This window comes from Vibrio sp. NFR (assembly GCF_027587095.1).
GTDB lineage: Bacteria > Pseudomonadota > Gammaproteobacteria > Enterobacterales > Vibrionaceae > Vibrio > Vibrio harveyi.
The window spans coordinates 1-22,001 of record NZ_JAPPTN010000026.1 but is presented as its reverse complement, the minus strand read 5'-3'; the positions used below and the strand labels follow the sequence as shown (position 1 = coordinate 22,001).

Annotated in this window: 25 protein-coding genes and 2 pseudogenes; 2 read left to right on the top strand and 25 right to left on the bottom strand. The window is 40.2% G+C overall.

The genetic code is table 11. The features are described from left to right. Positions 1-101: 101 nt before the first annotated feature. The 23 genes and pseudogenes from OH463_RS25945 to OH463_RS25760 all read right to left on the bottom strand — a co-directional run bounded on the left by OH463_RS25945 (position 102) and on the right by OH463_RS25760 (position 18,572). A complete protein-coding gene (locus OH463_RS25945) occupies positions 102-407 on the bottom strand; it encodes a hypothetical protein (protein ID WP_199481180.1) in 306 nt (101 codons plus the stop codon). Positions 408-1,930: 1,523 nt separating this feature from the next. Further along, positions 1,931-2,458 carry a hypothetical protein gene (locus OH463_RS25925; protein WP_262639390.1) on the bottom strand — a complete coding sequence of 176 codons (528 nt, stop codon included), beginning with the start codon at positions 2,456-2,458 and terminating at the stop codon, positions 1,931-1,933. Between the two features lie 142 nt (positions 2,459-2,600). Next, complete coding sequence (locus tag OH463_RS25915) at positions 2,601-3,215, bottom strand: FtsB family cell division protein (protein ID WP_269993159.1); 615 nt, start codon at positions 3,213-3,215, stop codon at positions 2,601-2,603. Between the two features lie 394 nt (positions 3,216-3,609). Further along, positions 3,610-3,801 (bottom strand): hypothetical protein, encoded by a 192-nt coding sequence (locus OH463_RS25905; protein ID WP_269993157.1) that lies wholly within the window; start codon positions 3,799-3,801, stop codon positions 3,610-3,612. Positions 3,802-3,948: 147 nt separating this feature from the next. Then, positions 3,949-4,248 carry a hypothetical protein gene (locus OH463_RS25895; protein ID WP_038892926.1) on the bottom strand — a complete coding sequence of 100 codons (300 nt, stop codon included), beginning with the start codon at positions 4,246-4,248 and terminating at the stop codon, positions 3,949-3,951. Between the two features lie 143 nt (positions 4,249-4,391). Next, on the bottom strand, positions 4,392-4,655 hold the full coding sequence (locus tag OH463_RS25885) for a hypothetical protein (RefSeq protein WP_269993148.1): 264 nt from the start codon (positions 4,653-4,655) through the stop codon (positions 4,392-4,394). Between the two features lie 137 nt (positions 4,656-4,792). Next, the gene (locus tag OH463_RS25875; protein WP_269993144.1) at positions 4,793-5,410 is read right to left on the bottom strand and encodes a LysE family translocator; all 618 of its coding nucleotides are present in this window, start codon (positions 5,408-5,410) and stop codon (positions 4,793-4,795) included. A gap of 150 nt (positions 5,411-5,560) precedes the next feature. Continuing rightward, positions 5,561-6,019: a hypothetical protein gene (locus OH463_RS25865; protein WP_269993140.1), complete on the bottom strand. Its 459-nt coding sequence runs from the start codon at positions 6,017-6,019 to the stop codon at positions 5,561-5,563. A 190-nt stretch (positions 6,020-6,209) separates the two neighbouring features. Continuing rightward, entirely contained in the window at positions 6,210-7,298 is a 1,089-nt protein-coding gene (locus tag OH463_RS25860) for a hypothetical protein (protein WP_269993138.1), read from the bottom strand. Between the two features lie 143 nt (positions 7,299-7,441). Then, the gene (locus OH463_RS25855) at positions 7,442-8,533 is read right to left on the bottom strand and encodes a hypothetical protein (protein WP_269993137.1); all 1,092 of its coding nucleotides are present in this window, start codon (positions 8,531-8,533) and stop codon (positions 7,442-7,444) included. 140 nt (positions 8,534-8,673) lie between these two features. Beyond that, positions 8,674-9,276 (bottom strand): rhomboid family intramembrane serine protease, encoded by a 603-nt coding sequence (locus OH463_RS25850; RefSeq protein WP_269993135.1) that lies wholly within the window; start codon positions 9,274-9,276, stop codon positions 8,674-8,676. A 639-nt stretch (positions 9,277-9,915) separates the two neighbouring features. After that, entirely contained in the window at positions 9,916-10,344 is a 429-nt protein-coding gene (locus OH463_RS25845; RefSeq protein ID WP_269993133.1) for a GNAT family N-acetyltransferase, read from the bottom strand. Between the two features lie 776 nt (positions 10,345-11,120). Beyond that, entirely contained in the window at positions 11,121-11,894 is a 774-nt protein-coding gene (locus tag OH463_RS25835) for a tRNA(His) guanylyltransferase Thg1 family protein (RefSeq protein WP_248873362.1), read from the bottom strand. Positions 11,895-12,036: 142 nt separating this feature from the next. After that, positions 12,037-12,591 (bottom strand): hypothetical protein, encoded by a 555-nt coding sequence (locus OH463_RS25830; RefSeq protein ID WP_050925303.1) that lies wholly within the window; start codon positions 12,589-12,591, stop codon positions 12,037-12,039. 158 nt (positions 12,592-12,749) lie between these two features. Further along, positions 12,750-13,196: a hypothetical protein gene (locus tag OH463_RS25820; protein ID WP_269993123.1), complete on the bottom strand. Its 447-nt coding sequence runs from the start codon at positions 13,194-13,196 to the stop codon at positions 12,750-12,752. A gap of 774 nt (positions 13,197-13,970) precedes the next feature. After that, positions 13,971-14,150: a hypothetical protein gene (locus OH463_RS25810; protein WP_009696803.1), complete on the bottom strand. Its 180-nt coding sequence runs from the start codon at positions 14,148-14,150 to the stop codon at positions 13,971-13,973. A gap of 2 nt (positions 14,151-14,152) precedes the next feature. Continuing rightward, positions 14,153-14,671, bottom strand: coding sequence for a hypothetical protein (locus OH463_RS25805; protein ID WP_009696804.1), 519 nt, complete (start codon positions 14,669-14,671; stop codon positions 14,153-14,155). 58 nt (positions 14,672-14,729) lie between these two features. Next, complete coding sequence (locus OH463_RS25800) at positions 14,730-15,554, bottom strand: hypothetical protein (RefSeq protein WP_269993117.1); 825 nt, start codon at positions 15,552-15,554, stop codon at positions 14,730-14,732. A 134-nt stretch (positions 15,555-15,688) separates the two neighbouring features. Then, positions 15,689-16,059 (bottom strand): annotated as a pseudogene (locus tag OH463_RS26290) (hypothetical protein). 209 nt (positions 16,060-16,268) lie between these two features. Continuing rightward, complete coding sequence (locus OH463_RS25785) at positions 16,269-16,691, bottom strand: DUF2513 domain-containing protein (protein ID WP_047483044.1); 423 nt, start codon at positions 16,689-16,691, stop codon at positions 16,269-16,271. Positions 16,692-16,831: 140 nt separating this feature from the next. Next, positions 16,832-17,242: a cytidine deaminase gene (locus OH463_RS25775; protein WP_269993109.1), complete on the bottom strand. Its 411-nt coding sequence runs from the start codon at positions 17,240-17,242 to the stop codon at positions 16,832-16,834. 134 nt (positions 17,243-17,376) lie between these two features. Continuing rightward, a complete protein-coding gene (locus OH463_RS25770; protein ID WP_269993107.1) occupies positions 17,377-17,898 on the bottom strand; it encodes a GNAT family N-acetyltransferase in 522 nt (173 codons plus the stop codon). A 137-nt stretch (positions 17,899-18,035) separates the two neighbouring features. After that, a complete protein-coding gene (locus OH463_RS25760) occupies positions 18,036-18,572 on the bottom strand; it encodes a GNAT family N-acetyltransferase (RefSeq protein ID WP_269993104.1) in 537 nt (178 codons plus the stop codon). 239 nt (positions 18,573-18,811) lie between these two features. On the opposite strand from OH463_RS25760, the pseudogene OH463_RS25750 reads away from it, so the two are divergent. Beyond that, positions 18,812-19,097: pseudogene (locus OH463_RS25750) on the top strand (PAAR domain-containing protein); the annotation flags it as partial. An 872-nt stretch (positions 19,098-19,969) separates the two neighbouring features. Then, the gene (locus tag OH463_RS25745; RefSeq protein ID WP_269993102.1) at positions 19,970-20,479 is read left to right on the top strand and encodes a hypothetical protein; all 510 of its coding nucleotides are present in this window, start codon (positions 19,970-19,972) and stop codon (positions 20,477-20,479) included. 182 nt (positions 20,480-20,661) lie between these two features. Here the strand turns inward: OH463_RS25745 and OH463_RS25735 are convergent, their stop codons facing one another. After that, positions 20,662-21,189, bottom strand: a complete 528-nt coding sequence (locus tag OH463_RS25735) for a CbrC family protein (protein ID WP_069218774.1) — start codon at positions 21,187-21,189, stop codon at positions 20,662-20,664. A 225-nt stretch (positions 21,190-21,414) separates the two neighbouring features. Beyond that, on the bottom strand, positions 21,415-21,846 hold the full coding sequence (locus tag OH463_RS25730) for a GNAT family N-acetyltransferase (protein ID WP_269993099.1): 432 nt from the start codon (positions 21,844-21,846) through the stop codon (positions 21,415-21,417). Positions 21,847-22,001: the final 155 nt, after the last annotated feature.

Genomic DNA, 22,001 nt, shown 5'->3' with positions numbered 1-22,001 from the left:
AACGCTACCACGAAACCCAACCATACCACCGTAAACACGAAGCTCACGATGGAATGAAAAATGCCTAGCGTTGGGAATCACTCTTGAATGCTTTGTTATGTTTACTTTTTGTTCGTTAATCTCGCTTTTTCTTCTTTCGCCTTTTTCTTTTCATAGTGTAAGTCATATACTTTTAAACCTTGATGCCTCAAACATACCGCTAAAACAAAAAAGATAGTCAGATATACAATACCCCATAAATCTAATGCCTTATTTTGATAAACAGATACACCGAAATATGCAATGGGTGCCCAAAACATCTTATCTGCTATTTTTAACAAAGAATCCGCAAATTTTTTTTGGGCATCTTCAGAAAGATATCCTTCATACCCTTTTGCATGAAATGCTTCTAATAAAATCTTCAACATAAATATCACTCTAAGAAGTTGGCAACTAGCAACGATAACTAATTGATTTAGTTGATAACATATACAAAATGCATATATTTAGCAAACGGACATTTCATGAAATCTATAAAAGGTGATGTAAAACAGTAGAACATTGAATATGGGTTACAACAAATCTAACTTAATAAAGTGTCTACTAAACGTGGGGCACTCGGAAACATAACGCCCTGCTAAGGGGTGGGCAACGCAATACCGAAGCCGCCGCATACCACCTTAATCACTAAATTCAACACATAGTAAAAATGCCACGCGTTGCGAATCCCTCTTGAGCAGTTTGTTAGTCGCGAGGCACCGAGCGACAATTTTAAGCCGAACTAAACTTTGCGAACAACAAACTTTATGTGCTTTGATGCATTTAAGTCAGGCGTAGTCTCAAAGCGGCTACTCAATGAAACCACTAGAACAAACAACGCCGTAGAAAACGGACTGACAACACCAAAAAGCGCTTTTGGAAAGCCAATCTCACAGTGCGGACTTTCAACAAAGTCACTGAAACCACGTGGAACTTACCACACCAGAGAAAACGTCATTTCGGCGAGTAAATTGGCTTTTGTACCAACAAACTCTCGATTGCCCTGCTCTGTCAGCACCAAAGAACAAAACAATCGCTAGGACACTTGCAAAACTTTGGACTTAAAACAGCTGAAAATGAGTTTGGACCAACGACGATGAACCTGTGAGCCGAACAATCAGCAGCCAAATTTTGAGCTTAGAAACATGATTTTGATTGCTAGCTTTTTCTGGCGACTAACGCTCTGCTAAGGGGTGAACAACGCAATACCGAAGCCGCTGCATACCGCCTTAATCACTAAAATCAACGCATAGTAAAAATGCCACGCGTTGTGAATCCCTCTTGAGCAGTTTGTTAGTTTGCAAACCCAAAGCGTTGATTTTAAGTCATTTTAGACTTTGCAAACAATAAACTTTATGTGTTTTGATGCACTTAAGTCAGGCGTAGTCTAAAAGCGGCTAATCAATGAAACCACATGGAACAAACAACGTCGCAGAAAACGAACTCACAACACCAAAAAGCGCTTTTGGAAAACCAATATCACAATGCGGACTTTCAACAGAGTCACTGAAACCACATGAATTTACCACTTCAGAGAAAACGTTATTTCAGCGAGTAAATCGGCTTTTGTACCAGCAAACTTAACGAGCAGAGTTTCAACAAAAGAGTTCAGCTCAATTAACCCAAAAGTAGCCACAACAAAGAACAAACCAACCGTTAAAAAGATGCCAATTTTGGATTTTCACCACGCTCGTTAACACTGAAATTGAACGCCGATACGACAATTTCGACTTTGAGCTTTTACCACTAGATCCTGCGATATAGCTGCGTTTTTCCTCTTGCAAACTAACGCTCTGTTAAGGGGTGAGCAACGCAACACCGAAGCCGCCGCAAACCACCTTAATCACAAAATTCAACGCATAGTAAAAAATGCCACGCGTTGCGAATCCCTCTTGAACAGTTTGTTATGTGATTATTTATCACCTTCAGTCACTACTCTTTGACCATGAAAATTCCATTTTATGCGCATATTTATTTTACTTGGTGATTTTGCCTTGAACTTTTCGACTTTTGGGCATCGAGTTATCAAACCTTCGCTATATGTAGGTAGTAGCTCTCCAGACGGAACATTACACTTTGAAATAACATTTCCATCATCATCAAAAGCTTCAAAATCTACATAGACATTGCGCCATATATCTGTACCTCTATTGGTTAACACACCAGACATCTCTACCGTCGAACCCAAATCAGAAAAACTCTGCAAACTAAAAAACAGATCATTTTCAGGATTGTAATAGCGTTCCGGAAGATTGTTTGGAAATAGTTCTTTAGAGTCAATAATGTAAGTAGAGCGAACTTGATCTGCTAGCTCCTGAGCCTCGGCTAGATCTTTTATCCTGCTAGATTTAGTGATTTGATAATGTATTTCATCAACGGATGAAAAGCCTATACCGACAAGAGCTCCAATCACAATATATTTAATTAAACTTTTGAACATACTTTACCCAAAATCACATAACGCCCGCTTAAGTGGTGAGCAACGCAATGCGATGTTTCCGCATACCACCTTAATCACCAAAATCAACGCATGACAAAAATGCCACGCGTTGCGAATCCGTCTTGAAGCGTTTGTTATGTAACTAATATCTACGGCTATGAACCAATGGTGTTCCGTTATCTCCCGTTATATCAAGAATTTCACATATCAGCGCATAATACTCTGGATGTATCCCCTCCACCTGCTTGCCATTTCTATGAGTGTTAATAGAGCGTATATTTGGGTACTGATGCCAACTGTTTGTTTTTGATATTACATTATTTACTTGCCAATGCTCCTTAAAGCGCAATTGAACAAACATAGTTACATAAGCCAAAATTTCATTAAAAGTACTTGAATCTAACTCATTCAGAGAAGCAGGAGCGGATAAACCAGTAATTTTCTCTACTCTATACTGGAAAACTGATTTCTTACCTGACTCGAGCATATCAAGCAAAGTGTTAAGTGCATCTTTCTCTGTAGATAATGCAACGTTTTCCTCTTTAAGGTTAGCATTTTCAGCTTTAATGCTTACTAACTCCTCTTTGAGCTTGCGCAATTGTGGGTGCTCGGCTAAGTCAACTAATTGTTTTCCTTTGCTCAAGCCATCAAATACACGTTTAGCGCTACTCAAGCAATATTCTTCGTGAATACGGAAACCATTTATCAGGACACTATAAACAGTCCCTTTGTCATTAACTTCTCTTTTTACTTCCAAGATCTTCTATTCCAAACTCAAAAATACGAATAGTTACATAACGCCCTGTTAAGGGGTGAGCAACGCAATACCAATGCCGCCGCATACCACCTTAAACGCTAAAACCAACGCAAAGTAAAAATGCCACGCGTTGCGAATCCCTCTTGAACAGTTTGTTAGCTTGATGATTTCCCCAGAAGTTTATTATTTATTTCAACGACTCCGAAGAATAAGATTACCCCTATAACTCCATTTAACACAGCCAAAGCCGATGGAATAAAGAAGGTTGAAAGCTCTTTAGCGTTCACCGCAGGCACCAATATAAACTTAACGTTGCATAAGTACCAAAGTAGAACAGGTAGCACCGAATAAGTACACCCTAGAACACGACTAGACAGGCTTAAACTTGATTCCTTCAAAACGCAGACACAAATCGAAATACCGTAAAAAACCCGGCACTACCTAGCAAGAAGGTACCAAGCACACCAGCAGCAAAACCAATAATTAATAGGTTTTCGCTTATATATATTTCCTGTAGTGCGGTAATGCCTAACAGCAAAGAAATAATTGATGTTACTCGGTAAGCCTTAATTTGTCTGATCCTCATTATTTCTCTCCAGAAAGCTAACGCCCTGTTAAGGGGTGAGCAACGCAATACCAAAGTCGCCGCATACCACCCTAAACACTAAAAACAACGCATAGTGAAAATGCCACGCGTTGCGAATCCCTCTTGAACAGTTTGTTAGAGCGCAACTCACAGGTTGAACAGAACTTTCAAAAGAGAATTTACCAAGGAAGAGATCCCTAGAAATAGAACTACTGGCAAACCTATCGCTATTATCAGTTTAAACTCGACAAACTGACCTACAACTGCATCACCATATCTACCGCCCAGAAACTTTCTCGATTCGTCTCCTACCGTAGATTTGACTTCATCTGTGACCGTCTTGCGATCTTTACCGATGAATTCTTTAAACAACATAAAGCCGAAGGGAGCGATAATAATGCCGGCGATAAGATATGAAATGTATTCAATTATATCCGTCATATTCATATTTTTTCTCCTGCGCTCTAACGCCTTGTTAAGGTGTGAGGCACGCAATACCGAAGCCTCCGCATACCACCTTAAACACTAAACTTGACGCATAGTAAAAATGCCATGCGTGCCGAATCACTCTTAAACAATTTGTTATAAGGTTACGCACAACGAATGATTACTGTGCCTAACCCATAATTAACCTCACCAAATCGCTTGTTTAAGTGGATGCTTTTTGGCAATACGAATCGGCTTTCAATTAAATCAAAGTCTATTGGCTTTTTTAAAATACAAAGATAACCAGTAGGATTAGAGCTCCACGTATAGTCAGTAAAAACTTCATTCCCGCTTTTCAAGAGCAATTCAAGAATTGGATTAAGAACTCTGTATTTGGGACCAATAATCTTATCTGTAAGCTCTACCATCAAATACCTTATAACGCCCTGTTAAGGTGTGAGCAACGCAATACCGAAGCCGCCGCATACAACCACCTTAAACACTAAAACCAACGCATAGTAAAAATGCCACGCGTTGCGAATCACTCTTAAACAGTTTGTTAGTTTTATTGCTGGCGACTCAGTAACAAGCTTGCTCCAGACATAGCCAAAAAAGTTGCACAACCTCTATTGAAGCGCTTTGCCATTTTCGGCTTCGTAAACCACTGCCTTAAGTACATTCCAAATATCGCATAAATCGATATTGCACCCATTTCTAAAATGAGGAACGTAGCCCCTAAAGCAAAGAACTGTTCATTTACACTCGCTGAAACATCGACGAACTGTGGTAGAAAGGCGGTAAAGATTAAGATCGCCTTTGGATTACCGGCGGTTAGCAGAAATTCTTGTTTAACCAAACCTAATCGGTTGCGAGTATTTTCTAGTTCAGAAACAGGACTTGCTTCCGAACGCCAAAGATTAAAGGCAATCCACAATAAATAAGTCGCACCCACAATTTTAATCGTTAGAAATAGAGTCTCAGAAGCATAGAGAACCACTGCTAAACCAGAAGCAGCCAAGGCAATCATCACAGCGAATGCAGCGATACGACCAAGTCCAGCAATAAAAGCGGACTTGAAACCGTAACAACGAGCATTGTTCATGGACAATAGATTGTTTGGACCAGGAGTCATATTGAGCGCAAAACACGCAGGTATAAAGAACAATAACTTCCAGATTTCCACAATATTTCCTCCATAAAACTAACGCCCTGTTAAGGGGTGAGCAACGCAATACCGACGTCACCGCATACCACCTTAAACAATAAACGCAACGCATAGTAAAAATACCACGCGTTGCGAATCACTCTTAAACAGATTGTTATGTACGTTTTACTAGAAATTCGCCCTGAGATAGTCCGTAAGAGCCTCTTCTACACTACTTGTAATAGTCGTTACAAAAAACTGTGACGAGTCAGGACCTTTTCCACCAATAAGCATCGAACCGTAATTTGGATTTTCATACAGAACGAAATCGCCTGTAGGTGCTCGTGTGCCAAACCTGATTTCATAGGAAACCGCTGTACCTGTATTGTCTCCACCCTTATTATTAATACTCATGCATAGCGTATTAACAGTTAGGTTAAATGAAAGATCGTTATTAGCCTTAATACGCGCCCTAAGAAACTCCCCCTCTATGCGTTTTACTAGTGTCTCGTTAGTAAAAGGACAGTCGCCATAGACTGAAGAAAACAAACCTAAACTGTTTGGTTCAGATCGTTTCATCCATTGCGGTACATCTGCATATGTAGCACCAGTAATTAACATGAATACAAATGGAATAAAATATTTCATAAATCAATAACTTAAACTAAAACCCTTGAGAATAGAATTATAAGGCAGATTGATTGTGTAAGTACATAACGCCGCATTAAGGTGTGAGCAACGCTACGACGAAACTTAACCTTACCACCGTAAACACAAAACCCAACGATGGAATGAAAAATGCCAAGCGTTGGGAATCACTCTTAAATGCTTTGTTAGGCTAATTTTTCGACATTACTTGGGTGTACTGGCATAAATCAGCATCGTAGTTAGCAAACATACTTGGCATTGTATAAGAGCGTGGCACACCTGACTCCTTGACTAGGTAATTATTACTGTCTGAATCAATAGATGAATAGTATTTTAAGCTTTCAGGTTTTCTATCATATATGTTCTCAGTAGTTCTTATGTCTACAATTTTCTGAAATGAATCAGGAAACGATGTGTCCCAATCAGCTAGACTGAGTGTTTTTCCATCGCTATTAACTTCTAGATACACATTTGTAGCATCTACAATTGCTCTGTCTGCTCTACCATTTGAGTTTACAAACTCGACAGTCACAAGCAACTCCCCTAAATACAGCCTCATCGTGGGTTTACCGTTTTCAATAAGACCTATTATTGAGTCATCAAACACACCGGTTTCGATTATCATCGGTATTGCTTCAATTTCTTTAGCCAACTCTTGTGGCAACTTAAACTGGTTAATAACAACTGTATTATTAATGTTTTTCCGAATCTTGACGGGGTTATTACACCCGTAGAGCATCCAACGGTGTTTGAACTCCCCGCCTGTTGTGTTGCGCCCAAACGCGATGACATTCTCAGAGTCAGATCGCGAAACATAGTTTGGCAACATTGAAGTGTGGCGTTCTATAAAATTGCCATTTGCAAGAAGCTCTTTGACTTCTCCAGATTTACCTAATTTTTCACCGATAGTTATTGGTAAAATATTCGGAACATCACCACCTAAATATACACTAATCACTTGATATGGAGTGTAAAATTCCATACTCACACGAGTAATAATTTCTTCATAGTCACCTTTATTATTGAAGATTAAGTAACTGCCTATCATCCCACTTTTATCGAGTGTAACTTTTTCCTGAGAACGAATAACATTCACAGAAAGTAAGTGTTCTTTAAAAATTTCAGCATCTCTAATAAGTAATAAAGGTCCAGTAATCAGTCCACCTAATGAGCCAAGAATAACTAAGATACCCACAAGAGTTTGAACACGCTCGTGTAAGTTAAGAGGGGTTAACAAACCCAACACTTTTTCTACAAAGGCTCTAAAATAATCATTCATGCTGTACCTCCATTAGCCTAACGCCGCATTAAGGTGTGAGCAACGCTACCACGAAACTTAACCTTACCACCGTAAACACAAAACCCAACGATGGAATGCAAAATGCCAAGCGTTGGGAATCACTCTTAAATGCTTTGTTAGTTTTATTTCTTTCGAATAATTCTCTTTAAGTTACTTATTACCCTTGGTATATCAATAGTAACAATCTTTCCCTTATATTCTTTCACTTTGACAACCTCACCAATCACCGCAACTTCTTTCGTTGGATTGGAGTCAGCTGTTTGCTTAGCAGAAAGCAGTCTCTCGTACTGTTCATTCGTTAACGTTAGACTTTGAATTGTAGCATTTTTTGCTTCTAAGACAGATTGCGCCAACATCAACTGTGATTTCAAATGGAAGACATTTGACTCTAGTTGCATCAAGGAAATATCTTTATTTTTAATTTGCGAAGTATAATGTTCTAACTCATCGGGGAGTGATAAGTAACATGCTAATGAGTCTGCTATTACCTCTAGCGCCTGTTCTTTATCTTCAGGAATTACTGAAAAAATAGTAGAATTATTAACATGGTTTATTTCGCTACTAGTCGAAATACCTAAATCTAACAAGTATTGACTAAAATACATTAAATATTGCTCGCAAGGAGTTCTTATTTCATCTGGGAAATTCAATTCTAATGTTAATCTGCCAGAAGATTCTGACAACAGCTTTTTAGCTTTAAAGATTAGGTCATTTGCAGCAGAGATTAGATCTGTTCTCTCAGCCTCGATTGTTCTACTATAATCTAAAATTTCACACTCAAAGCCAAACCCATTAGTTATAAATTCTTCGTCATCACGAAAGTAATTTACTATATTGTCATGGTCATAAGAAGATACGGTTTCAAGTGCTTCACTAAACTCTTTTAGACTGTAGATTTCTTTCCACTCTTCAGAGTCAACATATAGCTCAATACGAGATTTGTTGCCTCTATACCTTCTTGTAGGCGAAGTTAATTTAAAGTTAGAAGAATAGAAATTATCAACATCCACTTCAATTGATAATGAATCAAATTTTTTCAGGATTTCATTGATCGAAATTTTTAATATTTTGTCTCTTAGCATTTCGTCATGAATATAACAACTGGGAAGTGACTCAGACACCTGAGATACATATACATATGACTCCTTCCCCAACACTCCATCTATAGATATTCTTTTTATGTCTTCACTATCAGTATCAATAATCTTAATCAATTCGATTTCTCCTTCGTAAAACTAACGCCGCGTTAAGTAGTGAGCAACGCTACCACTTAACTTAAACTATTGTGCCGTAAACACTAAATTCAAAGCAAACCAAAAATGCCGAGCGTTGCGAATCTGTCTTAAACGCTTTGTTAGTAGCAAGTTTTACCACGTTGCTGAAAACCATATAAAAGAATAACACCTAAGCTAAAGCTAACCACATGACCAACCTTTGGAAGATGGTACTCACTGAAGACTAGATCTAGAGCGAATGCTGGAACAATAGTAAGTATCAAAACGCCCAACGCTAACTTCCCTTCAATGTGTCGTTGTAAATACATGGAGAGCCCAGCAGCAGCTAATCCTAAAATTGCTTGGGAACCACCAGTCCCCAAATCCCAAGGTTCAGGTACCGTGAATGTACTAGCAAAGGTGCCAATCGAGCCCGAAATAAACCATATTGCTAGAAAAACACTGGAACCAAGTTTTCGCTCAAGCAAATAGCCCAGAGCAAACAGTGAAAAAGCGTTGTAAATCATGTGAGACTGCTTCACGTGAATGAATTGAGAAACTACTAGACGCCATAGTTCCAAATCTAAAATGTGCTTGTATGTTAAGCCGCCAAAGGGCTCTAACTCTGTAATCTTAATCTTTCCGAATAGCGATCCTGCTATTTGGAAATTCACACCCAAAGATACCACTACAGTGGACAATACTAATATTAACGTGGCGTAAGGTATGTGCCTTTTTGTCACGTTTGCCTCCTTGCTACTAACGCCCTGCTAAGGGGTGAGCAACGCATGGCCGCACAACTAAACCCCTACACCGTAACCACACAAGCCAGAACGGAGTAAATTCGCCACGCGTTGGGAATCCCTCTTGAGCAGCTTGTTAGGTTAATAATTTCAATACTTTACACCCAAACAAAAACCACAACCACACCCGTAAGCTCAAACTTCAGAAGCAGACCAAACTTTAGCTTTGCTGTGATACGAAACGAAGAATTAGCTTGAACCTGACCAAAACCGCCCAGCGTGGAGACTTACGGAACTTCACACGCAATGTCCAAATTTTGCGTTGCTTGTTTCAAATCCAAAAACTGAAAAAACCGCGAACCCAAAACCTTTTTCAATACAACCCAGTGCTCTACTAACTGACTTGCAACCGTAGAAATTCACTTTCGAACACCTAGACATTAGCGATTACAGCGCCCCAAAAATGGAGAAGGGATTAGCTGAGTGAGTAAAGGTGGGGAAAGTCCCAGAACCTTGACCTTGAGGCTAGTAACCTAACGCCGCATTAAGGTGTGAGCGGCGCTTGGCTATACTTGAGCGAAGCGAAACTGCCAAGCGTTGCGAATCACTCTTAAATGCTTTGTTATACGCGTGCTGACACTACAACGAAACTTTCATAACCTTATGATCTGGCTCACTTTCAATGTCAACCGCTAACCAACCTAATGACTCGTACAACGATGGTACATTGGTGTAAGCATACAGATTACTTTGAGTTGCTGCTGATATTTGGCTAACACCTCGGTTAATCAGTTCATTAGCAATACCTTGACCACGCCACTCTGGTGAAACATAAACAGCATTAAACCAAATGACTTCTGAGTCACCATTAGGTTCTTTAAAGCGCGAGTAAGCAAGACCACCGATAACTTGATTGCCTCTGAGAGCAACTATCACAGGTGGAAGGTTGGCTTCAGGTTTATAGGTATCTACGAATAGAAAGTCAGACCATTCTGTTTGAAACAGCTTCTCTAGAGCAACCCAATACTGACTATTTTCATCGCAATTTCTGAATACTACCTTGTTCATATTGGATTATTTCCTCAAAAGCGTATAACGCCCTGTTAAGGGGTGAGCAACGCAATACTGAAACTGCCGCATACCACCTTAATCACTTAAACCAACGCACAGTGAAAATGCCACGCGTTGCGAATCCCTCTTGAACAGTTTGTTAAATTCGTTCTAACGTATGCATGCCCAACTTTCTAATTTCATGGAGTAGAGGCTTTACAGACTCTCGACACTCAAAGTAAAGAGAACATGTATCGTCATAACCTTGTACGAAAACAGCCCGATATTCTGGAATTACGAGCTGCAAAGCATCAGCATCCGTAACTGAAAACCTAGATAAACGGCGGACAAACAAAGAACTGTTTCTTGGCTCCTTAAATATCAACCGACTAACAGATCTATATTTGTACTGGTAACACGAAACGTCCTCCGCTAGAAGACGATGAAACAAATGCCAACGCAGGTCGATATCGGCTTGTTGGTCTAACGAACGATTAGTAAAATATTGCTCAAACTCTTCTCGTGTTAACCAATGATCGAACACAGTGATTGCAACACATTGCCAATCTTCGATGCTCTCGTTCGTTTTATTGTCTAGAGCGGAATAAAGTGATTTGAGGCTACCCTGCACCCCTTTTGATACATTTCGAAATGCTCTCATAAACCCTCAAGAATTTAACGCCCTGTTAAGGTGTGAGCAACGCAATACCGATGCTTCCGCATACCACCTTAATCACTAAAAACCAACGCATAGTAAAAATGCCACGCGTTGCGAATCACTCTTAAACAGATTGTTATACGAACTGCTCCAACCAAGACTCATGCTCTACTATGCTTGTAGTAATCGAACTCTTCATCTCATCCACTGAACTAAAACTATAGTTTTGCAATGCTCGTTTGTTAGAGACGAAAAATTTTGGGATTAAATACATACCACTAGCTTTGTCAGTTAATCCGCGTTCATCAATTTTTGCTTGGATATATTTAATGTTGTTGTAGTTTTCTTTACTATATATCTCTTCAGAGCTTACTCCGTCTAATCGTAATAACTTAGTATACGAGTTCCTGACATTCACAGCGTATCTTGTTGCTAAGTATTCAACAACCTCACTTTGGTTCTTCAATATGAGAGCTCTGCCATCAAATGCACCACAAATCGGCTGTGACTTTTTCTTAGCTCTTGTTATACCTTTACCTGTGAAAAAAGAAGTAAATGTTGACGAAAACGTTGTTAATAACTTGATAACTCTATTATCGTAATATGTCGGAACCTTACTTAGTACTATCGAAACTTCATCTGAACAAATACTTGCAGCTAAAATGAAGTTTTGTGAGTCATGGGGACATTTTCGATGAAGGACCTTAAATGTTTCTTCTAACGATTCCCACATGAGTCCCTCAAATTTTTTGTCACGAGTAACGTTACTCAGATACTTTTTACTCAAGCCGATACCGTCCATTCGGATAACAAAATATTCATCAGATGGATATCGGGAAACTAACTCGGAATCTTGTTCTACTCGTTTGAAATATTCCATTGACGATATTTGTTGTTGTAAATCTTTCAATTGACCTCCTTGTTCGTATAACGCCCTGTTAAGGTGTGAGCAACGCAATACCGAAGCCGCTGCATACCACCTTAATCACTTAAACAAACGCATAGTGAAAATGCCACGCGTTGCGAATCACTCTTGAACAGTTTGTTATAGCTCATTTAGCAACATAAGATTCAGAATTGATCGTTTTGTCGTACAGTCCTAAGTTTTTGTCGGAATATAGCTGAAATAAAGCAAGCACTAAAATAGAAGGTACTTTAAGAGATTCACATAGCTCTTTTGCCGTGATTACTACACCAGACTCACAGTCATCGACATAACCAACTAACTCGTTTAGTGTTGAATCAGGTTCACATAAGCCTGCCATATAGACAACATATACTGGATTTAAAGGCTCAATAAAAATACCTGATTTTTTAAGCCAACCAGCACCAGAGAGAAGTAATATAGCCTTGCGGAACTCAGGACTTAACTCTTCATCAACCACATCGATAAAATGGCTATTTTCAACTTTGATTTTGTCATATAGAAACTTGGAAACTTCAGGGACACTTGGGTGCAAAGATGATATTGGATCTTCAAGTGCTTGAAGGCGCTTCTCTAGAGCAAAACCTTCTAACTCAGACTTTAACTGTAGAAAGTTTGATGCAAAGGGAAGTGATGCTCCAGCAACACATGCAAGCTTGACTAACCAGTTAACATTTTCCATTTTCAGTTTCACCTATTTGAAATTGATGAGCTATAACGCCCTGTTAAGGTGTGAGCAACGCAATACCGAACCTACCGCATACCACCTTAAACACTAAACGCAACGCATAGCAAAAATGCCAAGCGTTGCGAATCACTCTTAAGCAGTTTGTTATACATCTATATCAGCGCATTAAGTAACCTAATCGTGCTGTTGAGTAAATCTGCACTTTTCAGAAAAGTAGAGACTCGACTATCTTCATTTTCTTTCGACTCTTCAGTTGAATTAAGCGGAAGTTGAACGACATTGTTGGTTGAGTTTTCAAGCTCTAACTTGATTTCCGGACTATGGCTTGCTGTTGAGATTAACTTGCTCTTCAGTTGCTCTGCTTCTTTCTGAAGAACTTCAAAACGTTGCTCAACTATAGACTCAAACTGTGTGAAAGAATCCCTTTGTTGAGATAGTTGAAGCTCAAGAATGCGAACTTCCTTTTTGTGCAATAGCCCCAATATGAGCCAACAAAGCGCAGCGACCGAACACAGCAAACCTACAAAACCGCTTAACAGGTACTTCCAATTCTCGATGACGAATGTGCCTACAACTAATACTATCTCTTGATTATCCATATGTTCCGTAAACCAAAATAAATGTATAACGCCGCGTTAAGTGGTGAGCAACGCCAACCACCCTACCTAAACCATTGTGACATAAACACTTAAACTGAAGTAAGCCGAAAACGCCATGCGTTGGGAATCCGTCTTAAACGCTTTGTTAAATGCTTGTGTTCTTCCCACAATGCAAACATTTGAAATACGGTCCATAACGACCGTCTTGATAAGAAACCATGCCTCCACAATTTGGACAGCAAGTACCTTTTCCTTTCGTCCATTGCCACAATGAATATGTTTGGTATAAGAAAGCGAGTATCGCTAAAGACAAAAAGCCCAAACTTACCCAAGGAGCCGCATTGGCGGACATGATCGATAGCCCCTTAAGCATCGGAGAACTACTAAAATTGCTTGGTATATAAATTTTTAGTACATAAGCACTCAGGATTGACCCCAACGCCATAAAAGCAGGAAACCAATAAATTCTTAACAACATCATTGTCATCTGATTAATCCCTTTTCTGTCGGCTCACTACGACCAGCATTTAACGCTCTGTTAAGGGGTGAGCAACGCAATACCTATGCCACCGCATACCACCTTAATCACTAAAACCAACGCATAGTAAAAATGCCACGCGTTGCGAATCACTCTTAAACAGTTTGTTATATGCAAATTTTTAGACTGGTAATTTGCATCGGTTCGCGGCTCGATAGAGTGCTATTGCTAGTTGGGAAGTCATTTTATTTGGGTCCACTTCCTTCACTTTTCTTTCCTTTGATTTTTTAATCTGCTCACTCTGTTTCTTGGTCATCTTTGCTCTCACATTCAGAACTAACATCATCCATTTTACCACCTGAAGCCAATGCCTCTGGCTCTACTTGATCACCTATGCTCTCAAGAAACCGTTCGCTAGCTTTTTGTTTGAGCGAACGTTTCTTAAGTTGTATTACATTATTTTTATCTTCATTCATGATCACAACCTCATATATAAGTAATCGCCCTTAACAACATATGTTAAACCAAAAGATTGATAGTACTTCTTAACATCATCATTTATTGGTTTCATTACCCGCACTTCTGTTGCACCCAGCAATTCTGCATATGTAATCATAGTAAAAAGTGTAGCGGGGAATACTCTTGCGCCAGATATATCTGGATTTGCCTCAATAAAATCTAACCTCATTGAGCTCCCATAATATGTTGGTCGACCTAATGATAAACTAAGAAGTTCACCTTTTGACCAAATTGCGAGTTCAAATCGTTTTGGGTATCTAAACTTAAAAGCTGCGTAACCCTCAATCCAATCCCAGTCAACTTTACGCTTTGTAGAGTTAGACCACCATCCAGCTAACTTTAGTGACTTTCCATCAATGCTCTTCAGCTCAATGTCTTTATATTCATTAGTTTTATTAAGTTTGATCTGAGCAGCTTTTATCGTATTCATTCTAACTTGCGAGTAACGCTGCTCAGCATCTAGGTGTGTGGATTTCATAACGCCTCCTTTATTGGAAACATTTTTAAATCCCGCGTATTACTAAAACAAACGATTATTAAATCATTGAGAGGCATACCCCACTGATAAAATTGATATTTTCACCTTTTGCATATAACGCCGCATTAAGTGGTGAACAACGCGACCACCCAAACCTAAACTTTGCCACATTTAGCACTAAAGCTGCCCTGAACTGAAATTGCCAAGCGTTGAGAATCCGTCTTAAATGCTTTGTTATAATTTGTTTGCACCATCTCATTTCAATACAAGAGCTTTCCAAAAGATATAGCCGTGAGAAAAAAACAAACGAAAACAAAATTAGGTGGACTCTGCTGTACCGTAGTTGACAAAAAAGTTGATAATTGAGAGGGTTATTTAATTCAATATATCTTAAGTCGTATTCGGGAAGACTTAATGCACTAAGATCCCCAGAGGGAGCATTTCCTATACTGAGTTTGTATATTTCACCATCCGTAGTAAAAATACAAACGTTTTTAAATTGCTTAATCACCCCCACCCTTGGAAGATATACCTCGTAACCGTGAATTTCAATAAAGTCCACTTTGCACCTAGGAATGATCAATTCTCTTTCCCATAGCCAATTCGGTATGTATATGGCTGAACTAGTTAGCCTAAATGGTTTCACGTATTTTTTGACTAAATTATTAAGTACAAACATTTCTATCAAACACGCAAAAAAGTAAATCAACATTGGACCCAACATCATATCGAGTTGGTTGTCATCGAGTATTATAGAACTATCAAAAAGGAAAGGAACGAGCATCAGCAATGTAAAAGTTAATGGAAAAAGTATAATAACTCGACCGGTAACTACTTCATAAAAACTCGGGTAAATATCAAACTTACGCAAATTATTCTTCATTGACATCTTCCAAATTATAACACCCTGTTAAGGGGTGAGCAACGCAATACCAAAGCCGCCGCAAACCGCCTTAAACACTAAAATCAACGCATAGTGAAAATGCCACGCGTTGCGAATCCCTCTTGAACAGTTTGTTATGAGCCGGACTTAAGATAAACACCCACTTCTCTAAATTGAGATTTCAAATCCAGCATTTGTATGTGAGCCAGTACTATTTGGAATAGGTTAAACACTGCTGCTGCAAACATGCACCCAGCAACATAGCCAGACCACATTTGTTTATCAGGCTGATATAACGTGTTGAAAGATAGAACAAAAAAATGAGGCTAGAGAAACTTAATAAGTATTCATTACAACTATATAGGTACGAATTTGTCGAATAGTCATATTTGATTGTGACTTTTCCGCCTGCTCGTGCCAATTTTAGGTGAAGTGAGTTGCCCACAGTTTTATAAGATAAATCATTTCTATCAAGTACTTGCTCTACTTTTCCAACATTCTTCAATGTCCTCCATGACTATTGGTTTAGCTGTACCACTAGCGTTGGTACTGCAATTTCTACAACTGTGTTCAATATGTTCGAGGCTCATAACGCCCTGTTAAGGTGTGAGCAACGCAATACAGAAGCCGCTGCAAACCACCTTAATCACTAAAATCAACGCATAGTAAAAATGCCACGCGTTGCGAATCACTCTTAAACAGTTTGTTATGTGGCTATTTTACATCTGTAGCATCCAAGTACTTTTCGAGCTTTGATGTTGCTAGTTTTGTAGCCATTGCTTGGGCTACCTTCCATACTGTCTCTATGGAATTTTCCTTGAGGTCTTCTTTTACAGCTTTCCAAATATTCTTTTGACGTAGTGCCGCCAAAAAGTCATGCCCTTGCGCTGTTAAACGCACATTACAGTCACACCAAGAAAAGTCATCAATATCATCGTAATCAGGGGTAAAAGGTGATCGACCATTACTAAAAAGATATTGGATAAAACCTTGGTCATGCAAAATCCCCATGTGAAAAGCAAATTGATTGTTTACTGAGCTAGAAATTTGGGAGATTTCACTGATAAGGGGGAAAGGTTTAGGAACTTCCTCAAATGCTTCTAGGAGTTGCTTCAAATACTCATAATCAACTTTCATTCTTGATTTTCCTAATAGTTACATAACGCCCTGTTAAGGTGTGAGCAACTCAATACCGAAGCTCCCGCATACCACCTTAAACACTAAAACCAACGCATAGTAAAAATGCCACGCGTTGCGAATCACTCTTAAACAGTTTGTTATAGCGCTTTGCCGTTTACAAGTGACCAATGATGAGGCATTAATTCTCGTATAGTCTTGAAAACCAATGCATTCTCTGGAGTCGTAATTGCTGCTTTGACATCCCCACCCCAATGGATGAGGCGCTCTTGGCAAACTCCGCATGGTGACAAGATTAGAAATTCATCGTTCTCGTTCTCACGACACAGGCATAATGAGTGGGTCACTCGCTCATTGAGTTTGTGAGCCTCTAAATACGCTCCCACCTCCATACATAGTGAAAGAGCATCGTTTTTAGTATCAGGAGCAATGCTTGTTAATATTTTTCCTGATTCTGTTCTAACAGCCGCAGCTCCACCCCAACCAGAAGGATATCGCATATTTACTAGTTCTATTGCTGCTTGATAGAGCTCTTTTTCGATATTATCCATGACCATCCATATTCAATTTTATCGTGCGCTATAACGCCGCATTAAGGTGTGAGCGGCGCTTGGCTATACTTGAGCGAAGCGAAACCGCCAAGCGTTGCGAATCACTCTTAAATGCTTTGTTAGCCTTGTGGTGACTAGTACATATAACCTAGCCAATCAAAATGTCCAACACCCCACTGCTTAGCTCTGAGTGGTTTCACATACAGTTCATCCACATGCTCTACAGCAACTCCAAAGTTGTTGTGCTCGTGAAGCCTTAACCAAGACTGCATGCACTGAACTTTGTTAAAGCCATTTGATGAGTAGAAATCATGTAACTCAGATATGAGGATTATGAAATCAACGTCTTTAGTTTCGGCAAATGACGATACTTCTGACAACATGAAAGAGCCAATACCTTGCCCTCGATAACGTTCATCAACACAGAAGTCGATTACGCCCAGAACCTTATGTATTTCCCCACCGACCCTAACAACGCGATAGTCCAGTCCAAGATAGCCAACCAACTGTTCACCTTGAAAATGAAGGGCACGCATATGAGGTAACTGCTTAAAGTAAGAACGACTTACTTGGCTGTCTGGAAAAGCTTGGTTTCTTAATGTTTCGATTGCCTTATGATGCAATTCTGAAACATCTATTTCTTGTACGATTTCCATATCGTTTCCTCGAAAAGGGCTAACGCCCTGTTAAGGTGTGAGCAACGCAATACCGATGCTCCCGCATACCACCTTAAACACTAAACGCAACGCATAGCAAAAATGCCAAGCGTTGCGAATCACTCTTAAACAGATTGTTATGCCTTGCCCCACTCGACTCGAAGGACTGCCAAAACAACTGTATCCCACCACTGTCCTTTGAAAAAACAATGCTCTCTAAAATGTGCTTCTTGGCGCATACCCAGAGACTTACAGAGCTTAATAGCTGGCAGGTTTTTGCTGATTGTCTCAGCATAAATGCGGTGAACTCCCAACTCCGAGAACCCGAAATCTGCTAGAGCCAAGGCGGCTTCATGACTTAACTTATTACCTTGAGAGACTCTGGAAAATGCACACCCCATCGAAGCCTGCTGATTATCCTCTAACCGTAAACAAACAGTACCAACAAACTCACCTGATACCTTACGCTCGACAGCTAATTGGTATGATTTTCTTGGTTTCTCAGAAGCCTGAGCTATAAACAAGCGTGTTAACTCTCGGTATTTATTAGGGTCACAATCGCTTTCGTCATAAAAACGCTGATATTTAGCATCCTGAGACATAGCAACAAAAGCGTCTTCATCATTCGGAGTCATATCCCTAATAATCAGACGCTTAGTCTCGATTTTAAACATCGAAAGTTCCTTTTCCTTGTGAGGCATAACGCCCTGTTAAGGTGTGAGCAACGCAATACAGTAGCTCCCGCTTACCACCTTAAACACTAAATACAACGCATGGTAAAAATGCCACGCGTTGCGAATCACTCTTAAACAGTTTGTTAGGTGATTTGCTTCCAAATATTACACCAGCCAAAGAAGATAGTTTCCTTACAAGGGCTAAGATATGCAACCTAACCCACAAAAAGGATGTTTTCATGGGAAAACCCGCTGCAACATTAACATCAATGCACGTCTGTCCCAAGGTTACTGCTAAAGTTCCGCATGTGGGAGGTCCTGTAGTCGCTGGCTCACCCAATGTAAAAGTTGGCGGTCTGCCAGCTGCTCGTAAAGGCGACCGCCTCATCTGTGTCGGTCCCCCTGATTCCATAAGCCAAGGATCTGGCTCCGTATTTATTATACGGTAAACCCGCAGCAAGAATGGGAGACTCAACCAGTCACGGAGGCAAGATTGTCATTGGCAACCCCACTGTCTTAATCGGTGACAAATATCGAGCCGATAAACAACCACCACCCAAAACTTATGAAGAAGCGAAGCAGCGCTTGGCGGAAGCCAAGTCTTATGTCGATGCCGCTCGTGAAGGTGGTGCAGCATTACCGGGTTCACCTTACACCACTGCGGATAAAAGAGAAGTGGTTGCAAAGGGCTTGGATGAGCGTTTCTTATTTCGAGTGGTCGAATCAGAATGGACTGGGGACAAGGGCTATATTGGACCACCCTCAGAGGGAAAGGCCAGACGATATTGGACTACCACTTTTACACAAGCAGAGCATGGCGATACTGACCCAGAAGCAATATGCAAAGCAGTCGGGCGAGACTATGACCCAACATGCGATTACACCATACTGTTGATTGACCATGAAAAAGCCGCCGAACTCGGTGATATGGTCAGTTTTATCCCTACATACGGAGAGATGGGAAAACACGCAAAGACACAACTCGGTAGCGAGTTTTCAGACAGCCTTGATTTAATTGAACCATGTTTGACTCCAGAGTTCAGTCGCTATTATGAGCAGGTAAAAGTAACAGCTAAAGAACGCGGCATCGACATTAAGAAACAAGAAGATTTTACTAAATATTGCAAAAAGCTCGACTTTACTACGAACCAGACTGACACGTTGCGAACCCGATACCAAATAGAACAAGGTTTAGGCGCAAACCAAGATTTTCTCGGTAACGGCGTGACTAAGGATTTAAATGTTAAGTATGATACGACGCCTTTTGGCGACATTGATGATGAACTGGAATACGGCCCGCCCGAAACCTTTACGTGGGATAAAAACCCACAAACGCTAGGAGAACTAGAGAAGGCAGGAGCCATTATGAGGATTAATATCGGAAACGGAGCAGACAGATGAAGCAGTTTAAAGAAATCAACCCACTCACAGTTGCTCAAGACCCAAACTTGATTGCTACGGTACCGGATGATGAAGAAACAACGAAAAACTTTTACTTTTTATTGGTTGATGACTACATAATCCTTGCTACCGCGAAATACTTTACCGATAAGCTAGACGGCGAAAGCGAATGGCTACACTACCAAATCGAGTTCCCAAAATATGGCTTGCGGTGGTTCTTAGACACCTTAGAAGGTAAGTTTTTCAAAACCGAAGCCGAAGGCGGCTTACCCAAAGGCACATTTAATGACGAAGGGCTTGTAGACGGTGAACGGTTAAAGCTGAGGCGTGCTTTTAATGCCGATGGCAATGATGGTGGTGGATATGCATTTATAACACTCGACCGAAAAGAACCCGAAAGCGTTTGGTCTAAGTCGTATACCTTTACTGATTCGCTACTGTTTGAGCATGGAATGATAGACACCATGAAGTTGATTGCTAAAAAAATCGACTTAGGACAACTATAACCCCACTAACCTCCGAACCTCAATTTTGTGGTTCGGAGGTTAAGTTATGAGAAATCACCTAACGCCCTGTTAAGGTGTGAGCAACGCAATACCGAAGCTACCGCATACCACCTTAAACACTAAAACCAACGCATAGTAAAAATGCCACGCGTTGCGAATCACTCTTAAACAGTTTGTTAGCTTTACGCAAAGTCCAGCGAATAAGTAAATATGCCACATGATCTACACTTGAACTTATAGATTGCAGGATTCCCACCTTTTTCATAGTAAGTGACTATTTGGTGCCACTCATTACTACCTATTAGCTGATCGTTTAGTAAAGCCTCTAATTCAGCGTCTTTTACCTGTAATAGATCAGACTTCTCTGCATCTCCATGAAATTCGCAAGCATCGCCACAGTGCGATAACCACACTTCTTGCTGCCATGAAATATAGCTTGGAGTTCTTTCACAAACTTCTTTTACCACAGACTTATCAAGTCCAGCTTTCATCAATGGATGTGGGTCAGCAAACTCTCCGTCGAATTTCTTCGCCGCCGAGCCATCAGAAATGCACCAAGGACAAATAGTTTCTACGTCATGTTCAGAGTAAATAGTAGAAGTTGCCCTGTAGCCACGACTGACACCACAACATTCACAATTTTCATCTGTAACTTCTACAGCACCCGTTTTTATAGGATCTGGATGATACTTAAATGTTGGTAATTCCATTGTACCTCCGAGTAAAGCTAACGCCGCGTTAAGTGGTGAGCAACGCTACCACCAGACCTAAGCTATTGTGCCGTAAACACTAAAGCCGATTCAAACTGAAAATGCCAAGCGTTGGGAATCCGTCTTAAACGCTTTGTTATGTGATTTTTTCGCCGCATACGGAAACGCCCAAAGTTATTAGCCTCGGGCGTTTCTTCTGACAAACTGGTTACGACAAACCGAGCTTTAAAGTGTCATATGCAGAATTGGAAAAGGTTTTCCCATATCATCAAGCGGCGAGCGAGAAACAACTTTGAAACCCATATGCTCGTAGAAACCTACCGCTTGCGGGTTTTGTTCGTTTACATCGACTTTGGTTACGCCTAACTGCTCTATTGCGTATTGCAGTAGCACCTTACCAACACCTTGCCCTCTCGCCTCGTTTAAGATGAACAGCATTTCAACCTTTGAGTCATGGATACCAACGAAACCTAAAATTGAACCACTTTCATTTTTCACACATCTTAACGTGACAGCAGGAAAAGCCTGCTCAATGATAATTGGTTTAAAAAACTCAATATCTTCTTCTGTTATGAAGTCATGAGTTGCTCGGACTGAATTTTCCCAAACACTAAGCATTTCTGCGTAATTTTCAGGAAGCACATTTTCTACAATCATCGTATTTTCTCTAAAGTTGACTGAAATTCATGTGCAGCCGCGAGCGGGCATTTTAGCCCCAATAGGTATGAAGTGCCCACCAATCACATAACGCCCTGTTAAGGTGTGAGCAACGCAATACCGATGCTACCGCATATCACCTTAAACACTAAAAC